Here is a 19,000-nt window from a genome sequence, read left to right as displayed (position 1 = left end):
TCCTGCGCTCGGCCACGCCCGGGCTCAGGCCAGGATGTCGGACTGCAGGGTGACGACCTGGCGGAACGGGGCGGTGGGCACGCCGTTGGGATTGGTCATGGTGACGACGGCCAGGATGTCGGAGGCGCAGAGGTAGGCGACGCGGGCGGTGGGGTTGCCCTTGGGGGCGCTCGCGGTGGACTCCAGGGTGGTCAGCTCCACGCCGTCGACGGTGTCCCAGTCCGTGTGGGCGGTGGACTTCGTGTCGGGGGCGGCCTTGGAACGGCCCTTGGAGCGCAGCGAGGTGTAGGTGTCCCAGGACTCGCCGGTGGAGCCGAAGCGCAGCAGCCGGATCTGGGTGCGGGTGCCGTCGGAGGCCGTCCACTCCCGGACGGTGGCCGCGCGGCAGGCGTTCTGCAGGAGCAGTTCGCGCAGCTTGGCCGGGTCCTGCTGCTCGGTGAGGATCGCGTCGCAGGGCACCCAGGCCGCGGCGGCTGCGGCGGCCTGGGCGGGGGTGGGGGCTGCCGTCGGGGACGCGGCCGGCGGCGTGGTCGGCGACGCCGTCGGGGATCCCGAGGCGGTGGGGCTCGCCGTGGGGGCCGGGAAGGTCGGCGCGGTCACGGAGCCGCCGGCCTCCTTGGGGGCGGGCAGCAGCAGGTAGCGCAGGTCCGCGTAGTGGAGGGACTTGCCCTTGGCGTCCGGCGCGGCCTTGCCCGAGGGCAGGGGCGGCAGGGTCAGCGGCGGGAAGGTGTAGCGGCCGTCGCTCGCGGTGGCCAGGCCCGGGATGTCGGTGCGTTCGGGGGCGGTGACGGCCAGGGCGGTGCCGGTGCCGGCGAGGGCGAACACCAGGGCGGCGCAGCTCCAGCGCACCGCGGCCTTGCGGCGCCGGGCCCGGCGGGCCTCCTGCTCCGCGAGGGCCTCGGGGGTCAGGGCGGGCGCGGTGAACTCGACGGCCCCGATGGCGGTTTCGGGCAGCGGCGGCGCGGGCGGGGCCGTCGGTGCCGCCGGGGTCACGGGCGGCGCGGGCGGGGCCGTCGGTGCCGCCGGGGTCACGGGCGGCGCGGGCGGCGGCGGGAGCGGGTCCGACGCGGGCTGCGGCGGGGTGGCGTGGTCGGTCATGCGGACGCTCCCGGGCGGGCGAGGCGGTCGAGCTGCAGGGTGAAGAGGGCGACGATCTTGTCCTTGGGCAGCGGTGCCACGCCCTCGGCGTTCATGACGACCAGCAGGTCGCCCTCGGCGGCCGAGCACTCCAGGTAGTCGATCGGCGCGGACGGCGCCGCCGGCATCAGGTAGCAGTGCGCCTCGGGGTGGCCCGGGATCGCCGGGCCGATCCGGAAGAGGCCGGTGTCGCCGGTGAAGACCGCGGTGTACTCGTTGATCCGCTGCACTTCCTGCTGGTTGAACTGGCGCAGCTTCAGGCCGATCACCAGGTCGTCCCCGCTGGAGAGGTAGGAGCGCACGCCGGTGGCCTTGATGTGCAGGCCGTCCCAGTAGGAGCGGAGCTTGTCGCGCTTCTCCTTGGGGACCTGCTGGAGTTCGGCGTCCAGCTGGGCGGCCAGCTGCTCGCCGTTCAGCTCGGTGTCGTTGCCGTAGACGCCGTCGTCGGGGCCGAGTTCGTAGCCGGCCGGGACGGGCAGCAGCAGGTCGCGCAGCGCGCCGAAGTGGCTGCCGTTGGACTTGGCGCCGTACGGGGTCGCGGTCGCGGTCGGGGTGGGCCCGGTGGACGGGGCGGCGGCGGTGGCCGGGGCCGGGTCGTCGTACTGGGTCTTGATGATGCCGATGCCGATGACCACGCCGACCAGCGCGGCGGCTGCCGTCGCGGCGCCCGCGCGCAGCAGGCGGCGGGAGGCGGGGTTGGGCGCGGCGGGGGCCTGCGCGTCGGCGGCCTGCGCGTCGGCGGGCACCTGGTCAGGCGTGGGCGTCGGCTCGGGCTCGGGTGTGGGCGCGGCCGGGTTCGCGGTCACGGTGTCGTCGTTCATACCAGCCGCTCCCACTGTCGCTTGGCGAGGTCCTTGAGGAGGTCGGCGTTCACCTGCTGGGTGCCGAAGACCTCGATCGTCATCTGCAACGAGCCGCGCTTGGCGACGGCCTGGCCGTAGTAGTACTGCTCGGTGCTCTCGGCCCAGTGCCGGGGCTCGGACTCCACCTTGTAGCCGCCGTTGGCGCCGTCGGCGAACGACGGCCAGCTGGCGGACTTCGCCTCGTCGGCGTGGTCCGGCGCGAACTGGATCAGCGAGACGCGGTAGAGGGTGTTGTCCTTTTTCCAGTCCACCTCGGCCGCGCGCCGGAAGCCGCGCGAGGCGAGGTCCCGGAACGCGAAGGCCGCGTTGCCGCTCTGCTCGGCGACCTCGCCGATCGAGATCCAGCTGGGCTTGTCCGGGTTCTCGCTCCAGGGAGTGCTGCCCTCGGGGGCGGTGATCAGCAGCTTGGTCAGGTCGCCGTCGATGGCAAGCGGCGCGGGCTGCTCGGCGGCGAGGGCGGCCGGGTCGACCACCTCGGCCGGGTAGGACGGGCGCGCGGCCTGCAGCGGCGGCAGCGGCGTGGGCGGGCGCTGGGCCTGCACGGCGTAGCCGACGCCGCCGCCGGCCAGGGCGCCCAACACCAGGGCGCAGGCGGCCAGCAGCACCGGGCGGGGGCGGCGCGGGACGCGGGGGGCTCGCTCGGGGCCGGCCTCCAGCAGGTCGCCCGGCTCGGTGGCGAACGGGTCGGCGGCGGGCGGCTCGGTGGCGTACGGCGCGGCGGCGGGCGGCTCGGTGGCGGGCGGCGGTGGAACGGCGGGTGCGGGCGGCGCGGCGGGCGCGGCGGGCGCGGCGGGCGCGGGTACCGGCTCCGCGGGTTCGGTGGTCACGGAAGTGGCTCCAGAGGAGGAAGGAAGGGGTGGCGTCGGAGGGCGGGCGGCGGCGCGCGTGGGCGCGGGGCTCAGCCGCCCGAGGCGAGCCAGTCGCGCTGGCGCTTCATCAGCTCGCTCAGCAGCGCCTTGTCCGGCGTCCCCTTCACATCGACGTCGATCGTGTACTGGACGTCGCCCTGGCTGGCGATGCCGGTCATCGAGCCGGTGTACGCCTGCTGCTTGGGCTTCTTGAGGTAGCCGCGGGCGTCGGGGAGGCCGTCGATGTCGACCGGGTCCAGCGACTTGATCTTGTAGCCCTTGACGAAGTCGGTCGCCATCGCGGCGGAGCCGAAGTGCAGCAGGGTGACGGTCACCTCGGCCTTGCCGTCGGCCGTCCGGTACATCCGGGTCGCGCCCTCCTTGTAGCCGTAGGAGGCGAGGATGTCCTTGATGCCGTCCTGCTTGCCGAAGAGGTCGGCGACGTCCTCGTCGGTCATCGTCATCCCGTCCGCGGGCCCGTACGACTCGCCGCCGGCGGGGATCGGGAGCAGGAAGTAGCGCAGGTCGCCCTCGTGCTTGCTGCCGCTGACCGTGCCCTTGACGGTGCTGACCGGGGCGGGCTCGGCCGGGACGGCAGTCGGCGCCGGGACGGGCTCGGGGGTGGGCGAGGCGCTCGCGGTGGCGCTCGCGCTCGCCTTCGGGGCGGCGGTGACGGCGGGTGCGGCGGCGGCCGGGTGGGCGTCGGGCTTGCCGACGGCGACGGTCACCGCGGCGCTGGCCGCCGTGACGGCGAGCAGGCCGGCGGTGGCCAGCGCGACGCCGACGGCGCGCGGCAGGCGGCGCGCGGACGGAGCCTGCGCGGGCTGCGGCTCCGGCTCCAGCTCCAGCTCCGGCTGCGGCTGCGGCTGCGGCTGCGACGTCACGGTCTCGCCGACAGCGGGCTCCCCGGCCGGAGCGGAGGCCGCCGGCGGAACCGGCGCGGTGGCCGGAGCGGGAACAGGCACGGGAACAGGCACGGATGGCTGGGCCGGTGCCGGCGGTTCGGCGGCGGCGCTCTCGTTCTCGGGCTCGGGCAAGGGACTCCCCCAGGGAAAGAATGCGGAATCTCACGCGCCGGGGCCCTCGCGGGACCCACTCCCCCAGCAGGTCCTCCGGACCGTCCGTCACGCGTGTCAGCAGGAATTTTGGCATCCTACCCGCGCTGACGCACGGGGATTCCGGCCGCGCCTGCCGCACGGGGCTTGCGCCCGGTGCGGCCGGTGTTCCGGTGGGTTCCTGTTTCAACGGGCCGTGCCTGGCGTGGGATCGCCACGCCGGGGCTTACCGGCCCTCCGCAGGCGTTTAGCCTGTCCGCCCGCCCGGCGGCCAGGATGTTCCGAGCAGCATTGAGGTCACGATCGTGGAAGGTACCGCATGCACCGCACGTCCACGTGCGGACGTCCAGCGGCTTGGGCCTGTCCAGCACGCCGCAGGTGGAGCAACCTGCGACGTGGGTTCGTACCGGCCGATCACGCCGACGTGCCGTCCGTACCGCGTGGCCTTCTCCTCAAGGAGCCGGCGGAAGGTGGCCCATCCGGCGTCGTGGACGGACTTGGCCAGGCGGGTGCGGGCGAGGCCACGCACGTTCAGGTGCAGCCAGTCCATGCGGGTGTCGGCCACCTTGGCGTGCGCCTTGGCGAGCAATAGGAGTACCTGAGATACACGGGACCAACCTACCGGCAGGCACTGACAACCACCTGCGGCCACCTGCACGGCGGTCCGCCATAACGGCGGAACGCCGCCTCCGAACCCACTCCGCAGACAGTCCATTTCTCCCCCGCAAGCGGGAGGTACCCCCACCCCCGGCCAAAGCCGGGGGTGTCCACGGAGGTCCCCGATGAGAGTCCGCTGACAGGGCTGCCAACAAATCAATCACCGCACATTCGCCCAAGAGTTGATGAACCGGACACGTCGTGATCCAACCGCAATCGGGCGCCGCCCGGTGTCAGTACGCGGCCGCGGCGGTGCGGGCGGCCGCGGCCGAGGCCTGGGGGGCCGGCTTCGTCGGTGAGCCGGGCCAGGTGGCCGTCGGGGCGGACCAGGGCGGCGGTGACGGTGTGCCGGGCGGGGCGACGCAGGACCGGCTAGCCGCCGCCGAAGGTGCGGCGGTAGGCGCCGGGGGTGGTGCCGAGGGCGGTACGGAAGCGGCGGCGCAGGTTGACGGCGGAGGCGAGGCCGACCCGGTCGGCGACGGCCTCCACCGGCAGGTCGGTGCGCTCCAGCAGGGCCCGGGCGGCGTCGATGCGCCGGGCCAGCAGCCACTGGCCGGGGCTGGTGCCCAGCTGCTCGGCGAAGCGGCGGGCCAGGGTGCGCCCGGACACCCCGGCGCGGGCGGCCAGTTCGTCCACCGCCAGCCGCTCCCCCAGGCGCTGTCCGGCCCACTCCAGCAGCGGCGCCAGCGACTCGTCCGCCCGGGCCGGCTCCGGGGCGGCGGCGTACTGCAGCTGGCTGCCCTCGCGGTGCGGGGGCAGCACCATGTGCCGGGCGACCTGGGCGGCGTAGGCCGCGCCGTGGTCGCGGCGCAGCAGGTGCAGGCACAGGTCGATGCCGGCGCCGGACCCGGCGCTGGTGGCGACGTCGCCGTGGTCGACGTACAGGACGTCCCGGTCCACCCGCAACGCCGGGTATTCGGAGGCGAGTTGGGCGGTGCGGCCCCAGTGGGTGGTGGCGCTGCGGCCGTCCAGTAGTCCGGCCCGGGCGAGGACGAAGGCGCCGGTGCAGATGGAGACGATCCGGGCGCCGCGCGCGTGGGCGGCGCGCAGCGCGGCGAGGACGTCGGCCGGGACGGGGGAGCCGGGCGGCTGCCAGCCGGGGATGACGACGGTGTCGGCCTCCTCCAGTGCCGTCAGGCCGTCCTCGACCAGCAGCGGGACGCCGAGGGTGGTGGGCACCGGGCCGGGGGTGCGGGTGCACAGCCGGAAGTCGTAGTGGGCGGCCAGGCCGGGCCGCTCGGTGCCGAAGACCTCGGCGGCGCAGGCGAGTTCGAAGGGCGACTGGGGTGCGCCGAGCAGGGCCACCACCCGGTGGCGGCGCGCGGCGGTGGCGGGGGCGGGGGTCTTCAGGACTGCGACGCTCATGGCAGGAATGTACCTGAGGATGTCTTTTCGGACTCTGGGGCGGCGGGTGCGGGGGCGGCCACAGTGGGGGCATGGACGACAAGGACACGGAACTCAAGACATCGCTGCTGGTGGACGAGGTGGAGCCGATGGAGGTCGCGCCGGGGATCGTGCGGCGCAGGCTGACGGCCACCGGGTACGCGCGCGGCTGGCTGATCGACTTCGCGCCGGGCAGCCGGTGGCCGGAGGTCGACGTGCACGGCACCGAGGAGCGGTACTTCGTGCTGAGCGGGGAGGTGATCGAGGGCGAGGAGCGCCACCCCGCGGGCAGCTACGTGGTGTTCGCGCCGGGCAGCAGCCACCGGCCGCGCACCGAGACCGGCGCGCGGATGCTCGGGGTCACCGTAATGAAGGCCTGAACACCTGGATGCCTGGACACCTGAACGCCCCGCCTCCGGAGAGCCCGTGACGATGTCGCGGCCCCGTCACCGCTCGGCACGGATCCCGGCCCGGGGGTGTGGGCGGCCCCCCGGGCGGTAGGAGGATCGGCGGGAGGGCCGGACGACGGGGGGAAGGGCGGCGACGTGGGCGACCTGACGGGCGGGGGGCGCGGGCGGGGGTGGACGGCACCGGCCGCGGTGGCGCTGGCGGTGCCGGCCGTCGCGGGCGCGTCGGCGGTGTGGGCGTGGTCGCAGGACCGGCCGGTGGGCGGGGCGCGGCTGTGGGTGTGCGCCGTCGCGCTGGCGGTGGCCGTCGCCGCCTGCGTCCCGCTGAGCCGCCGGGCGGCGGGCCGGGGCTTCGCGCCGGTCGCCTCCTTCGCGGTGCTGCTCCTGCTGGCCCTCTGGGGCACGGCGTTCGCGGCGGCCCAGGCCGCCGACACCGTCCGCACCCGGGTGCACGAGCCGCCCAGTGTGTGGGCCGTGGTGACGCACTGCCGGGTGACCGGCCAGGTGCCGGTGGAGGGCGGCGGGCTGGGCGACCGGACGTACGGCTGCACCTACCGCTGGAGCGTGGACGGACGGTGGTTCAGCGAGGAGCGCCCGGTCGACAAGCCCTTCCCGGACAACCACGAGGTCAAGGTCTGGCTGGAGGACGGCGGGCGGATGGCCACCGGCCGGCCGAGCCTGCCGGCGATCCCGTTCTGGATCGTCCTGGCCCTGGCCGGCCTGGCCGCCGCGGCGGCCTGCGCCGTCCACCTGGCCGGGTGGGCCCGGGACGCGGGCCTGCGCGGACCTTGATGGGCAGCCAGTCGACATATGTCGGCGGTCTGCCTATTGTGGTCGGTGCGGTGAGCCGTCGTGCCGCCGCACCCTTGACTCATGCACGAGAGGACCGCCGTGCCCCGACTCCCCCGTACCGCAAGCACATTCACCCTTGGCGCCGCAGCCGTCGTGACGCTGGCGCTGGCCGTACCGCCCGCCCTGGCCGTACCGGCGGCGGGCGCGCCCGCGCCGGACGCGGACCCGGTGCCGGCCCTGGTGGCCGGCCGCGACACCGCCGCCCCGCAGCTGGTGACCGGCCTGTCCGAACCCGCCCAGGGCGACCCGGCCCCGGCCGCCCTGGCCCACCTCGCCGCGCACCCCGACCGCTACCACATCGACACCGGCGAGCTGGCCGAACTCGGCTCCACGCAGGGCCCCGACGGCCGGCGCACCGTCAGGTTCGAGCAGCGCCACGGCGGGATCCCGGTGCTCGGCGGCCAGTACCTGGTGCACCTGTCCGGCCAGGGCGCCGGGCAGAAGGTGGAATCGGCGGGCGGGCGCTACTTCACCGGCCTGAGCGCCCCCACCGCCCCCACCGTCCCGGCCGAGACCCTGCGGCAGGCGGCGCTCACCGCGCCGACCGGCCCCCAGGCCGCCGCACCCGCAAGCCCGCAGACCACCGCCACCACCACCGCCGAGGACCGCGGCGCGGTGATCCTGCCCGACGGCGGCGGCCGCCTGACCGAGCACTACACCGTGCGCGACAAGGCGGCGGCCGGCGTCCGGGAGGTGTACGTCGACGCCACCACCGGCACGGTCGCCCTCGCCCACGACGCCGGCGCGCCCCACCCGGCGACCGGGGCGGCGACCGCCCCGGCCCCCGCCGCCGCCGACGGCCTGCAGCCCGCCACCGGCACCGCCCCCGACGCCCACGGGCGCACCGCCGCCGTGAACATCGCCAAGCGGGCGGACGGCACCTACCAGCTCACCGACCTCACCCGCCCCGCCACCATCACCACCTACGACGCCGACGGCCGCGACGCGGGCGACTTCGACCACGTGCCCGTCCCCGCCGACGCCGTCCCCGCCTCCTCCCCCACCCCCGACTTCCCCGCCGCCACCGGCGAGCACGGCGCCACCGACGCCCACGTCAACGCCGGTATCGTGTACGACTTCTACCGCGACCGGCTCGGCCGCGACGGCCTGGACGGCAAGGGCGGGGCGATCGTCTCCGTGGTGAACGCGAGCGACGGCGGCAAGCCGTTCCCGAACGCGTTCTGGGACGGCTCCAAGATGGTCTACGGCTCCGGCCCCGGCTACTACCCGTTCTCCGTCGCCTTGGACGTGGCCGCGCACGAGATGACCCACGGCGTCGTCGAGCACACCGCCGACCTCTTCGCCCTCGGCCAGCCCGGCGCCATGAACGAGGGGATCTCCGACTACTTCGGCAACGCCATCGAGGCCACCGCCCGCGGCCTGTCCATGGACGACCCAGCCGCCGCACTGCTCGGCGAGGGCCTGTGCCGCAGCGGCACCCCGCAGGCCTGCGCCCAGCGCCGCCTGGACGACCACCGCACCACGGAGGCCGACTACCTGGGCACCCGCTACGAAATCGACCAGGGCGGAGCGCACTACAACTCCACCATCTTCAGCGGGGCGCTGTGGGACATCCGGCGCACCCTCGACCCGCTCACCGCCGACCGGGTCGTCTACCACGCGCTCGCCGACTACCTCACCCCGCTGGACGACTTCACCGCCGGCCGCGACGCGGTCCTCTCGGCCGGCCGCGACCTGGGCCTCACCAAGCGTCAACTGCGCTCCGTCGCGGCCGCGTTCGACGCGCACGGGATCCGCCCCGGCTGGCAGAAGCGGCTCGGCACCGACAGCCGCACCCTGCTGCCGAACATCTCCAACGGCATGGCCACCCCGGCCGTCGCCCGCGGCCACTGGCTGATCCTCGGCGACGGTCCCGCCGGCACCGGCCTGTACACCGGCACCGTCGACGGACACGGCACCCCGGTACGCCTGAGCCCCGAGGACGGCCGCATCCACAGCTGGGCCACCACCGACGGCACCAACGCCGTCTGGGCGGCCATGGGCGGCCCCCAGGGCGCGAGCCAGGAAGTGCTGACCGCCCCGCTGAGCGGTGCCGGCCCCGTACGCAGCGTCTTCCGCTCCACCAGCACCGCCCAGCAGCTCGGCAACGCCCGGATCTCCGGCACCGACATCGCCTTCACCCTCACCGAGAACGGCCACACCCGGCCGTACCTGAGCCACGACGGCGGCGCGCCGGTCGCACTCCCGGTGCCCGAGGGGCACAACGCGTCCGAACTCGCCCTCAAGGACGGCCTCCTCGCCTGGAACGAGACCTGGCGCGACGGCGACGGCCCGCTGGTGACCGTACCGACGCTCTACTCCGTCGCCGCCGGGAAGGTCACCGCCCGGTACGCCGAACACGCCCCGGCCGGAACCGGGCCCAGCAGCGCCGCCTCCCTCACCCTGGCGGGCGGACGCCTGCTGTGGCTGGACTTCCCCGCCGACCACACCCGGCGCGCCACCATCCGCTCCGCGGCCCTGGACGGCTCGGGCATCGTCGACCTGCTGAGCGGCGACTCCCCGAACGCCCCGCGCTCCACCGTCCTCACCGCCTCCGACCAGGCCGTCACCTACCGGGTCGAGAGCGACAAGCCCGCCGGCGGCTGGACCAACGCCGCGCTGCCCAAGCTGTGGCAGGTCCCGCTCGCCGGCGGCACCCCGCAGCGCCTCTCCTGCGACCGCGGCGGCCAGTACGAGGCCGCCGCCGACCAGGGCACCCGGGTGATCTGGCTGGACGCGACCGCCGGCCGAACCGACCTGGTGGTCCGCGACCGCCCGGCGGGCGCCTGCTGAGAACGCGTCACGGACGGCAGGACGACAGGAGGGCGGGACAGCAGGACGGCAGGATGGCGGGGCCGCGGGGCGAACTGCCCTGCGGCCCCGCCGCCGTGCTGCGGCCCCGCGCTACGGCATCCCGGGCTGCGGCCCCCGGTTCAGAGCCATCCCCGGCGGGCTGCCTGGACGCCGGCCTGGAAGCGGGTGGTGGCGCCCAGGTGGGCGAGGAGGACGGAGACGCGGCGTACCACGGTGCGCCGGCCCAGGCCGAGGCGGCGGGCGATGGCGTCGTCGGTGGCGCCGCCGGCCATCAGGGTGAGGATGCGCCGGTCGCGTTCGTCGACGCGCAGGTCGACGCCGACCACGGTGGCCGGGACCGCCAGGCGCCACAGGGTCTCGAAGACGCCGGTCATGGCCTGCAGCAGGCCGGAGGGGCGGATCAGCAGGGAGACGACGCCGGGGCGGTCGTCGGCGGGCAGGGTGACGATGGCGAGGTCGTCGTCGCCGATGGCGAGTTTGAGCGGCGGCTCGTCCAGGGTGCGGGCCTGCTCCCCCGCCTCGACCATGCGGGCCATGTTGGGCCCGGCCACCGGGTCCTCGAACGCGCAGCCCTGGTAGATCGCGCGGTAGACGACGCCCGCGGCCATCCGGCGGCGCTGCAGGACCTCCTGGTCGGCGTAGTGGGCGTGGCTGCCGGAGTACGGGGGCACGTCGATGACCCGTACCTGGTGACGGGCCACCAGCTGCAGGCGGCGGCTGGCCGCGAGCACCTCGGCGGGGTCCTCGACCACCTCCAGGGCGCCGTAGCTGCCGGCGTCGCGCCGGGCGAAGCGGTAGAGGCGTTCCAGTTCGGCCCCGGCCCGGCGGGCGGTGGCCTGGCGCAGCGCGTCGCGTTGCAGCACCGTCTCGACGACCCGGCCCGGTGGCAGCGCCTCCCAGTCGTGGTCGCGGTCGTCGGCGCTGCCGGTGCTGTCGATGGCCACGGCGACGCCCTCGTCCGCGAGGTCGCGCAGGACGGCCAGCACGGTGTCCTCGTCCAGGCCCGCGCCGTGTGCCAGGTCGGTCAGGCGGGCGCGTGGCCGTCCGACCAGGCCGCGGTAGACGCGGCCGCGTTCGGAGTCCGGATCCAAGACGTCGTGCACGACACCCCCCGGTCATCGTGTCCCCTGCCGCCCGGCCGTACCGGGTGGCCGGAGGAGCCTACCCGGGCGGGTGGCTCACATGCGCCAGTGGCCCAGGTGCGCCGCCGGGCGCTCTGGCGCGGAGCGGGTGATGTGACGAGAGTTGTCGATGTTCAGACAGGAGAGGTGAGACCGATCATCAGGACCGATCATCAGGACCGATCGTCAGAACCGCCTGCCGGGACAGCCCGTCACCACCGCCCCGTCGAAGGCCGAGGACGACCACCCATGACCCCAGCCCGGCTCCTGCCCGCCCGGCTGCGGCGCGCCCGTACGGCCGTCGCCGCCCTGGCCGCCTGCCTGCTCCTGCTCACCGCGCCCGCGGCCGCCGCCGTCCCCGCACAGGAGCCCGCTCCCGGGGAGGCCGCTTCCGGGGGGTCCGCTTCCGGGGAGCCCGCCGGGCCGCCGCCGCTGGCGGACGGCTTCGGGCTGACCCAGGTCGGCACCGCCACTGGCAGCGCCACCAACTTCGTCATCACCGTCACCACCCCCCAGGTCGCCGGGCAGCACACCATCCGGATCCTGCTGCCCGCCGACTACGCGCAGCACCCCGACCAGCGCTACCCCGTGCTGTACTTCCTGCACGGCGCCTCGGACAACCCGAGCGACCCGGCGCTGGCCTACCCCGCGCTGGCCGCCGCGCAGTCGATGATCACGGTCATCCCGGACGGCGGCCTGCGCGGCTGGTACACCGACTGGCTCGACCAGGGCACCGCCGCCGGCGCGCAGAACTGGGAGACCTTCCACCTCAACCAGGTCCTCCCGTTCGTCGACGCCAACCTGCGCACCCGCACCGACCGCGCCCACCGGGCCGTCGGCGGCCTGTCCATGGGCGGCTTCGGCGCCCTGCACTACGCCCAGGACCGCCCCGAGCTGTTCGGCCAGGTCCTCACCATGTCCGGCGCCAACGACCTGTCCGCCGACCAGATGGTCCTGCGCGGCGCCGTCGTCGCCATGCTGACCAACGCCGGCACCGTGCTGTGCGGCCCCAGCGACGGCCGCCCCTGCGGCTTCGACTACGGGCCCACCGTCTCCAGCGACGCCCTCTTCGGCACCCCGTACCCGGTGTTCAACGCCGACTGGCGCTGGAACGCCGCCGACCCGGCCTCCCGGGCGGCCCTGCTCGCCCACACCGGCATCGCCGTCTACACCGGCAACGGCAACGGCAACCCCGCCGACATGGAGTTCTGGGCCGAGGGCACCGCCAAGCGCCTCAAGGAGCGCCTGGACGCCCTCCACCTGCCGTACCACTACGTCGACTACGGCGACGGCACCGGCTGGGGCGCCGACTGCCACGGCGGCCACACCGCGGGCTGCTGGGCGCAGGACCTCACGGACTACGTCCCGCGCCTGGAAGCGGCCTTCGCCGCCGCGCCCTGACGCCCTCCCCTCCTCTCCCCTCCCTGTTTCTCCCCTGACGAAAGGACACCCTCCTTGCCCGCCACCGAGAACCCCGGCCGTACGGCGCCCTGGCTGCGCCTGCTCGCGGCCTTCCTGGTGACCTGTTGCGCCGCCCTGGGCCTGAGCGCCGCGCCCGCCCACGCCGCCCCGGCCCCCGCGCCCGCCGCCGCTCCGGCCGCCACGTGCGCCACGCCGCAGCAGTGCCTGACCATCAAGTCGCTCAGCAACGGACGCCAACTCGACGTCCAGAACGGCAACACCGGCGACGGCGTCTACGTCGTCACCAACTCCGCGCCCGGCTACCATCAGTCCTGGCGGCTGAACGTCGACCCGTCCGACTCCACCTTCACCATCGTCAACAACGACACCGGCAAGTGCATCGACCTGGCCTCCTGGTTCGTCCCGGCCCTGCGCCAGCAGACCTGCGCCGGGCAGGCCAGCCAGCGCTGGTTCCTGCAGCCCGCCCCCGGCGGCGGCGACGCCTTCATGATCCGCCACGCGGGCGACAGCACCTGCCTGGACCTGCTGAGCGGCGCCCAGTACGACGACGCCTGGACCGACCAGTACGCCTGCAACGGCACCGCCAACCAGCAGTGGGCCACCGGCTTCCCGCAGGCCGCCCGCACCCTGGCCGTCGACCACGCCGCCAAGCAGTGCCAGAAGGACGCCTCCACCTGCTCCTGGGCCGTCCAGAGCGAGGCCCCGGCCGCGCCGCTGCCCCGGATCTGCTCCTCCGCGGTCTGGTTCAACAACACCAGCGGCACCGTCCAGCAGAGCTTCGCGGTCACCGACACCAGCGGCTGGTCGACTTCCCTCGGCTCCGAGATCGGCAGCGAGATCTCCGCCGGCGCGCCGGGCGCCCTGAACGCGGCGGTCAAGGTCGGCCTGACCTTCACCAACGTCTGGAACGGCTCGCGCAGCGTCAACAACGCCGTCACCGTCTCCGTCCCGCAACAGCAGTACGGCTGGGTGACGCTGGCCGCGGTCGCCCGCAAGGTCACCGGCACCTGGACCTTCGACGCCCACGGCATCCCGTGGACCGCCGACGACACCATCACCATCCCGGTGACCTCCGACCCCAACGCCGGGCCGACCCTCTACGTCGCCAACACCAGCCCGACGTTCACCAGCTGCACCTGACGGTCCGCCGTCAGCTCTCCGGCCGCCGCCCGCTTTCCACCGGGCGGCGGCCGTCCGCGTCCTCCCCGGGACCGCCGCCCTCCCGGGCCAGGGCCTCGCGCGCGGCCAGCCGTCCGGCCACCCGGAAGGAGTGCTCGCGCGAGTCCAACTCGTGCACGACGGTGAAGTGCACCACCACCGCCAGCGCCACCGCCCGTCCCGGCGCCCGCTCGGCCAGCTCCTCGCGCACCCCCTCGGCCAGCGCCGCGTGGAACAGCGCCAGGTAGTGCGGGTCGGAGTCGCCGCGCACCGTGGCGTCCGGCGCCACCTCCAGGTGCACGCCCTCCTCCCACGGCTCGAAGTCCACGGTGACGATCGCCACGTCGCAGGGGCAGCCGCTCTGGCGGACGTAACGCGCCTGCACCCCGCGGATCGGGTGCGACGGGAAGCTCTGCGGTGCGACGCTCATCGGGTCCTCGGAATCCTCGGGCTCAGGAGTAGGTGATCTCGACGGACTCGATCACCACGTCCGTCACCGGGCGCTCGTCCTCGGTGGGGGCGGTGGCGATCGCGTCGACCACGGCCTTGGAGGCCGCGTCGGCGACCTGGCCGAAGATGGTGTGCCTGCGGTTGAGGTGGGCCGGAGTGCCCACCGTGATGAAGAACTGCGAACCGTTGGTACCCGGGCCGGAGTTGGCCATCGCGAGCAGGTACGGCTTGGTGAAGAACAGCTCCGGGTGGAACTCGTCCGCGAAGGCGTAGCCCGGGCCGCCGGTGCCGGTGCCGGTCGGGTCACCGCCCTGGATCATGAAGCCCGCGATCACCCGGTGGAACAGCGTGCCGTCGTAGTACGGGCCGCTGCCCGGCTCACCGGTGCGCGGGTCCGTGTACTCGCGGGTGCCCTCGGCGAGTTCGACGAAGTTGCGGACCGTCTTCGGCGCGTGGAACGGGAACAGCTCCAGGCGGATCGGGCCCGCCGTGGTGTGCAGGGTGGCGAAGCGGGCAGTGGCCACGGGGACTCTCCTCGGGATACGGCTTGTACGGCTTGTACGGCCGGCGCTTGTGCGGCTGGCGTGCCTGGTGCGGCCGGTGCGGTGATCAGGAAGATCGGCTACGGCATCCTGGCACAGCCTCGGGGTTCACGGCCGAACCGGGTGGAAGGATCCGCACGTGACACGTAGTACGTCGTCGTTTTAGTCGTAGGTCGTAGCGGAAGGGCCGGTGGCCGTGATGGTCGGTGCGGTGCTGATCGGGGTGCTGGTACTCGTCGTCGCCGGGTGCGGATGCGTGGTGTGGGCCGACCGGGGCGGGCCGCCCTGGACCCGCGTGGTCGCGGCCCTCACGGTCCGCACCGGGGAGGTGCTGCGCAGCGCCCTGCGCAGCCGGCGGCGCCGGAACACGAACAGCGGCAGCGGTGACTGAGGGCGGCGCGGTGGAGCGGGACCGGCTGCGGGCCGTCTTCGAGTCGGTCCTGGCCGGGACCCTGGCCGGGCGCGGGGTGCCGAGCTGCCTGGGCCTGGACATGGAGACCGACGAGGCGCTGTGGGCGATCGAGTTGGCCCGCCCCGACGTGTCGCCGGACCTGGTCGAGGCGGCGCGCCGTGCCTTCGCCGGGCAGCTGGACGGCAGCAATGCGGCCCGTCAGCACGCGTGGCAGGCAGGCAGGTTCGCTGGCCGGGCGGCTGGCGCGAGGCCCCGGCGGCTGACGTGAGGCCGGGGCGTCCGACGCGGGACCTCGACGGCTGACGCCGGGGCCTCGGTGCCTGACGCGCCGCGTCGCCCGGGTCGGGACGTGGATAGGGTGGGGCGGGTGAGCTTCCATCTCGTCGTCGGATACGGGCCCGCCGGGGCCGCCACCGCCCGTCTGCTGGCCGAACAGGGCCACCAGGTCCGGGTCGTCACCCGATCCGGACGCCCCGCGCACCAGCCTGCCGAGGGCGCCGAGGGCGCTGACGGCGTCGAGGGCGTCGAGGGCGTCGAGCACCTCGCCGTCGACGCGAGCGACCCCACGGCGCTGGCGCAGGCCGCGCGCGGCGCCGTCGCGATCCACGGCTGCGCCGCGCCGCCGCTGCCGCAGTGGGCCCAGCGCTGGCCGGCCCTGTCCGCCTCGCTGTGCGCGGCGGCCGAGGAGAGCGGCGCGGTGCTGGTCATGCTCGGCAACCTGTACGGCTACGGGCCGCTGGCCGACCCCGCCCGCCCCATCACCGAGGACCTGCCGCTCGCCGCGACCGGACCCAAGGGGCGGGTGCGGGCGGCCGCGTGGGAGCAGGCGCGGGCGCTGCACGAGGCCGGGCGGATCCGGGCGGTGGAGGTCCGTGCCTCCGACTTCTTCGGCCCCGGCGTCACCGACGGCGGCCACCTGGCGGCGCGCGCGATGCCGGGCGTGCTCAAGGGCGGCTCCGTCGCCGTCCTCGGTGACCCGGACGCCCCGCACAGCTGGACCTACCTGCCGGACGTGGCACGGGCGTTGGTCGAGGTCGCGGGCGAGGAGCGGGCCTGGGGCCGGGCCTGGCACGTGCCCACCGTCCCCGCCGAGCCGGTGCGCGCGATGGTCGATCGCCTGGCCGCCGAGGCCGGCACCGCGCCGGTCGCGGTGCGCCGTCTGTCCCCCGTCCTGCTGGGCGCGGCCGGGCTGTTCTCCCCGCTGCTGCGCGAACTGCGCGAGACCCGTTACCAGTTCGACCGGCCGTTCGTCGTGGACTGCTCCGCGTACGAGAAGGCGTTCACGGTGCGGGCGACGCCGCTGGAGGAGCAGGTCGCGGCGACGGTCGCGTGGTGGCGCGAGCGGGTGCGGCCGTAGCACCGGCTCAGTGCGCGAGCGCGTCCGCCCCGCGGTAGCCGGGCGTCGGCACGCCCTCGACGAGGATGATGTCGGCGTTCATGTGCCGGGTGCGCAGCGGCAGGATCTCCCGGTAGGCGGGCGAGTGCCACCAGGCGCGGGCCCGCTCGACGTCGGGGAACCCGATGACGATCGTGCCGCCGGCGCCCCAGCGGCCCTCCACCGTCTCGGACGGGCCGCCGTGGACGAGGAAGCGGCCGCCGAAGGGGTCGAGGGTGGCGTCGATGCGCTCCAGGTACTCGACGATGTCGGGGCCGAACTCGACCGAGTGGACCTGGGCGATCGCGTAGGCGGTCATGGGGTGCTCCTGGGGTTCGTCGCGGTGGTCGGTGGTTCCTGCTGACGTCCCCGACGGTAGGGCGCGGGGGGTGGCGGGCGAATCCGTCACGTATAGGTAGGGGTGACGTGCCTGCCGGTCAAATATCTCCATGTGCGGAAGGCCACATCCACAAGTCGGCGATAGCTCGGAGAGTGGGGAACCGGTCACCCGGAGTCAGTGCCCCGGGGTGGTTCCGGCCGGCCCGGCTAGGCTCGGGCGGGACGGGTTCTCCAGACCGGAAGGCGGGTGTGCGCATGCTCGGGTACGACGCGGACGGGTTCGTGCGGGACGGGGTGGCGCACCGGGTGGTGGCCGGGGCGGTGCACTACTTCCGGATCCACCCGGAGCTGTGGGAGGACCGGCTGCGGCGGGTGCGGGCGCTGGGGGTGAACACGGTGGACACGTACGTGCCGTGGAACTTCCACGAACTGCCGGACGGCCGGGTCGACTTCACCGGCTGGCGGGACGTGGCCCGGTTCGTGCGGCTGGCCGGGGAGATGGGCCTGGACGTGGTGCTGCGGCCCGGCCCGTACATCTGCGCGGAGTGGGAGTTCGGCGGGCTGCCGGCCCGGCTGCTGGCCGTGGACGGGCTGCGGCTGCGCTGCGCGGACCCGGCGTACCTGGCCGAGGTGGACGGCTGGTTCGACGCGCTGGTGCCCGAGGTGCTGCCGCTGCTGGCGAGCCGGGGCGGGCCGGTGGTGGCGGTGCAGGTGGAGAACGAGTACGGCAGTTACGGCGACGACACGGCCTACCTGCGGCACCTGCGCGACGGGCTGGAGCGGCGCGGCGTGGACTGCCTGCTGTTCACCACCGACGGCGCGCACGACACCATGCAGCAGGGCGGCGCCCTGCCCGGGCACCTGGCCACCGCGACCTTCGGCTCGCGCGCCCCCGAGCGGCTGGCGGTGCTGCGCCGCCACCAGCCCGAAGGGCCGCTGACCGCCATGGAGTTCTGGATCGGCTGGTTCGACCAGTGGGGCCTGCCCCACCACGTGCGCGACGCCAAGGAGACCGCCGCGTCCCTGGACGAGCTGCTGGCCACCGGCGCCTCCGTCAGCCTCTACATGGCGCACGGCGGCACCAACTTCGGCCTGTGGGCCGGCGCCAACCACTTCGGTGCGCACCCGCTGGACGGCGGGTACGAGCCGACCGTCACCAGCTACGACTACGACGCGCCGATCGGCGAGGCCGGCGAGCTGACCGACAAGTTCCACGCGCTGCGGGAGGTCATCGGCCGGTACCTGCCCCTGCCGGAGGGCGAACTGCCCGCCCCCCTGCCCCGGGTGGCGCCGCAGCGCCTGCGGGCGGACGGGCGGGCCGCGCTGCTGGAGAGCCTGGACGCGCTGTCGCAGCCGGTGGAGCGGGCCGCGCCACTGCCCATGGAGCAGCTCGGGCAGTCCCTGGGCCTGATCCACTACCGCACCCGCGTGCCCGGCCCCCGCCCCGAACTGCCGCTGCGCATCGAAGGGTTGGCCGACCGGGCGCAGGTGTTCGCGGACGGGCGCCCGCTCGGGGTGCTGGAGCGCAACTCCCCCGGTGCGACGCTGGACCTGGCCACCGGCGCCGACGGGGTCACCCTGGACATCCTGGTCGAGGCGCTGGGGCGGGTGAACTACGGCCCGAACATGGACGACCGCAAGGGCATCACGCGCGGCGTCTCGCACGGCGGCCAGCGGCTGTTCGGCTGGCAGATCCGGCCGCTGCCGCTGACGGACCTGTCCGCGCTGCGCTTCACCCCAGGCACCCCGGGCACGCCGGGTACGGCGGGCACGCCAGGCACGGCGGGTACGCCTGGTGCGGCGGGCACGGCGGGCAGGCCTGGGGTGACGGGCAGGCCGGGCCCGCCGGTCCGGGACGGGGAGCCGGTGTTCCACCGTTTCACCGCCCGACTCCCCTCCCCCGCCGACGCGTTCGTCGCCCTGCCCGGCTGGGGGCGCGGACTGCTGTGGCTCAACGGCTTCCTGCTCGGCCGCTACTGCGCCGCCGGCCCCCAGCGCACCCTCTACGCCCCCGCGCCGCTGTGGCGCCCGGGCGGCAATGAGCTGGTCGTGCTGGAGCTCGAACGGCACGGCGAGGCAGTGGAGTTGCGCGACCAGCCGGACCTCGGGCCGACCACGGCGGCGCCGAGCTCCGAGTACTGACGCGCCCGGCCGGCCCCCGGCCG

19 protein-coding genes are annotated in these 19,000 nt (G+C 75.0%); 9 read left to right on the top strand and 10 right to left on the bottom strand.

Annotated elements, in window-relative coordinates; all coding sequences use genetic code 11:
• Positions 1 to 24: 24 nt before the first annotated feature.
• The 6 genes from ACZ52J_RS02085 to ACZ52J_RS02060 all read right to left on the bottom strand — a co-directional run bounded on the left by ACZ52J_RS02085 (position 25) and on the right by ACZ52J_RS02060 (position 5,925).
• Entirely contained in the window at positions 25 to 1,098 is a 1,074-nt protein-coding gene (locus tag ACZ52J_RS02085) for a hypothetical protein (protein ID WP_465615082.1), read from the bottom strand.
• Positions 1,095 to 1,958: a hypothetical protein gene (locus ACZ52J_RS02080; RefSeq protein WP_465615081.1), complete on the bottom strand. Its 864-nt coding sequence runs from the start codon at positions 1,956 to 1,958 to the stop codon at positions 1,095 to 1,097. Before ACZ52J_RS02080 ends, ACZ52J_RS02085 begins: the two co-directional genes overlap by 4 nt.
• On the bottom strand, positions 1,955 to 2,827 hold the full coding sequence (locus ACZ52J_RS02075; RefSeq protein ID WP_465615080.1) for a hypothetical protein: 873 nt from the start codon (positions 2,825 to 2,827) through the stop codon (positions 1,955 to 1,957). The genes ACZ52J_RS02080 and ACZ52J_RS02075 overlap by 4 nt, the downstream gene beginning before the upstream one ends.
• Positions 2,828 to 2,898: 71 nt before the next feature.
• Positions 2,899 to 3,813 (bottom strand): hypothetical protein, encoded by a 915-nt coding sequence (locus ACZ52J_RS02070; RefSeq protein ID WP_465615079.1) that lies wholly within the window; start codon positions 3,811 to 3,813, stop codon positions 2,899 to 2,901.
• Positions 3,814 to 4,001: 188 nt separating this feature from the next.
• On the bottom strand, positions 4,002 to 4,274 hold the full coding sequence (locus ACZ52J_RS02065; protein ID WP_465615078.1) for a zinc ribbon domain-containing protein: 273 nt from the start codon (positions 4,272 to 4,274) through the stop codon (positions 4,002 to 4,004).
• A 658-nt stretch (positions 4,275 to 4,932) separates the two neighbouring features.
• Positions 4,933 to 5,925 carry a helix-turn-helix domain-containing protein gene (locus ACZ52J_RS02060; protein ID WP_465615077.1) on the bottom strand — a complete coding sequence of 331 codons (993 nt, stop codon included), beginning with the start codon at positions 5,923 to 5,925 and terminating at the stop codon, positions 4,933 to 4,935.
• 71 nt (positions 5,926 to 5,996) lie between these two features.
• Here ACZ52J_RS02060 and ACZ52J_RS02055 point away from each other — a divergent pair, with 71 nt between their 5' ends.
• The 3 genes from ACZ52J_RS02055 (at position 5,997) to ACZ52J_RS02045 (ending at position 9,995) form a co-directional block, all read left to right on the top strand.
• Positions 5,997 to 6,323 carry a cupin domain-containing protein gene (locus ACZ52J_RS02055; protein ID WP_465615076.1) on the top strand — a complete coding sequence of 109 codons (327 nt, stop codon included), beginning with the start codon at positions 5,997 to 5,999 and terminating at the stop codon, positions 6,321 to 6,323.
• A 165-nt stretch (positions 6,324 to 6,488) separates the two neighbouring features.
• Complete coding sequence (locus ACZ52J_RS02050) at positions 6,489 to 7,142, top strand: hypothetical protein (protein ID WP_465615075.1); 654 nt, start codon at positions 6,489 to 6,491, stop codon at positions 7,140 to 7,142.
• Positions 7,143 to 7,223: 81 nt separating this feature from the next.
• The gene (locus ACZ52J_RS02045) at positions 7,224 to 9,995 is read left to right on the top strand and encodes a M4 family metallopeptidase (protein ID WP_465615074.1); all 2,772 of its coding nucleotides are present in this window, start codon (positions 7,224 to 7,226) and stop codon (positions 9,993 to 9,995) included.
• Positions 9,996 to 10,135: 140 nt separating this feature from the next.
• Here ACZ52J_RS02045 and ACZ52J_RS02040 read toward each other — a convergent pair whose 3' ends face one another.
• Positions 10,136 to 11,119, bottom strand: coding sequence for a hypothetical protein (locus tag ACZ52J_RS02040; protein ID WP_465615073.1), 984 nt, complete (start codon positions 11,117 to 11,119; stop codon positions 10,136 to 10,138).
• Positions 11,120 to 11,386: 267 nt separating this feature from the next.
• Between ACZ52J_RS02040 and ACZ52J_RS02035 the strand changes: the two genes are divergently transcribed.
• The gene (locus ACZ52J_RS02035; RefSeq protein WP_465615072.1) at positions 11,387 to 12,538 is read left to right on the top strand and encodes an alpha/beta hydrolase; all 1,152 of its coding nucleotides are present in this window, start codon (positions 11,387 to 11,389) and stop codon (positions 12,536 to 12,538) included.
• Positions 12,539 to 12,592: 54 nt separating this feature from the next.
• Entirely contained in the window at positions 12,593 to 13,699 is a 1,107-nt protein-coding gene (locus tag ACZ52J_RS02030) for an RICIN domain-containing protein (RefSeq protein WP_465615071.1), read from the top strand.
• 10 nt (positions 13,700 to 13,709) lie between these two features.
• Here ACZ52J_RS02030 and ACZ52J_RS02025 read toward each other — a convergent pair whose 3' ends face one another.
• Together ACZ52J_RS02025 and ACZ52J_RS02020 are read right to left on the bottom strand one after the other, a co-directional pair.
• Positions 13,710 to 14,147 carry a hypothetical protein gene (locus ACZ52J_RS02025; protein WP_465615070.1) on the bottom strand — a complete coding sequence of 146 codons (438 nt, stop codon included), beginning with the start codon at positions 14,145 to 14,147 and terminating at the stop codon, positions 13,710 to 13,712.
• 22 nt (positions 14,148 to 14,169) lie between these two features.
• Positions 14,170 to 14,691 (bottom strand): peptidylprolyl isomerase, encoded by a 522-nt coding sequence (locus ACZ52J_RS02020; RefSeq protein ID WP_360497583.1) that lies wholly within the window; start codon positions 14,689 to 14,691, stop codon positions 14,170 to 14,172.
• 217 nt (positions 14,692 to 14,908) lie between these two features.
• On the opposite strand from ACZ52J_RS02020, the gene ACZ52J_RS02015 reads away from it, so the two are divergent.
• From ACZ52J_RS02015 to ACZ52J_RS02005, 3 genes are all read left to right on the top strand, one after another.
• Entirely contained in the window at positions 14,909 to 15,100 is a 192-nt protein-coding gene (locus ACZ52J_RS02015) for a hypothetical protein (RefSeq protein WP_465615293.1), read from the top strand.
• Positions 15,093 to 15,389 (top strand): hypothetical protein, encoded by a 297-nt coding sequence (locus ACZ52J_RS02010; RefSeq protein ID WP_465615069.1) that lies wholly within the window; start codon positions 15,093 to 15,095, stop codon positions 15,387 to 15,389. Before ACZ52J_RS02015 ends, ACZ52J_RS02010 begins: the two co-directional genes overlap by 8 nt.
• Before the next feature lie 99 nt (positions 15,390 to 15,488).
• Positions 15,489 to 16,478 (top strand): NAD-dependent epimerase/dehydratase family protein, encoded by a 990-nt coding sequence (locus ACZ52J_RS02005; RefSeq protein WP_465615068.1) that lies wholly within the window; start codon positions 15,489 to 15,491, stop codon positions 16,476 to 16,478.
• A gap of 7 nt (positions 16,479 to 16,485) precedes the next feature.
• Here the strand turns inward: ACZ52J_RS02005 and ACZ52J_RS02000 are convergent, their stop codons facing one another.
• On the bottom strand, positions 16,486 to 16,815 hold the full coding sequence (locus ACZ52J_RS02000; protein WP_465615067.1) for a DUF1330 domain-containing protein: 330 nt from the start codon (positions 16,813 to 16,815) through the stop codon (positions 16,486 to 16,488).
• A 275-nt stretch (positions 16,816 to 17,090) separates the two neighbouring features.
• Here ACZ52J_RS02000 and ACZ52J_RS01995 point away from each other — a divergent pair, with 275 nt between their 5' ends.
• Complete coding sequence (locus ACZ52J_RS01995; RefSeq protein WP_465615066.1) at positions 17,091 to 18,977, top strand: glycoside hydrolase family 35 protein; 1,887 nt, start codon at positions 17,091 to 17,093, stop codon at positions 18,975 to 18,977.
• Positions 18,978 to 19,000 lie beyond the last annotated feature (23 nt).

This window comes from Kitasatospora sp. NPDC034035, from assembly GCF_055575755.1.
The sequence above is the reverse complement of the archived record's forward strand: the minus strand, read 5'-3'. Positions and strand labels throughout refer to the sequence as shown.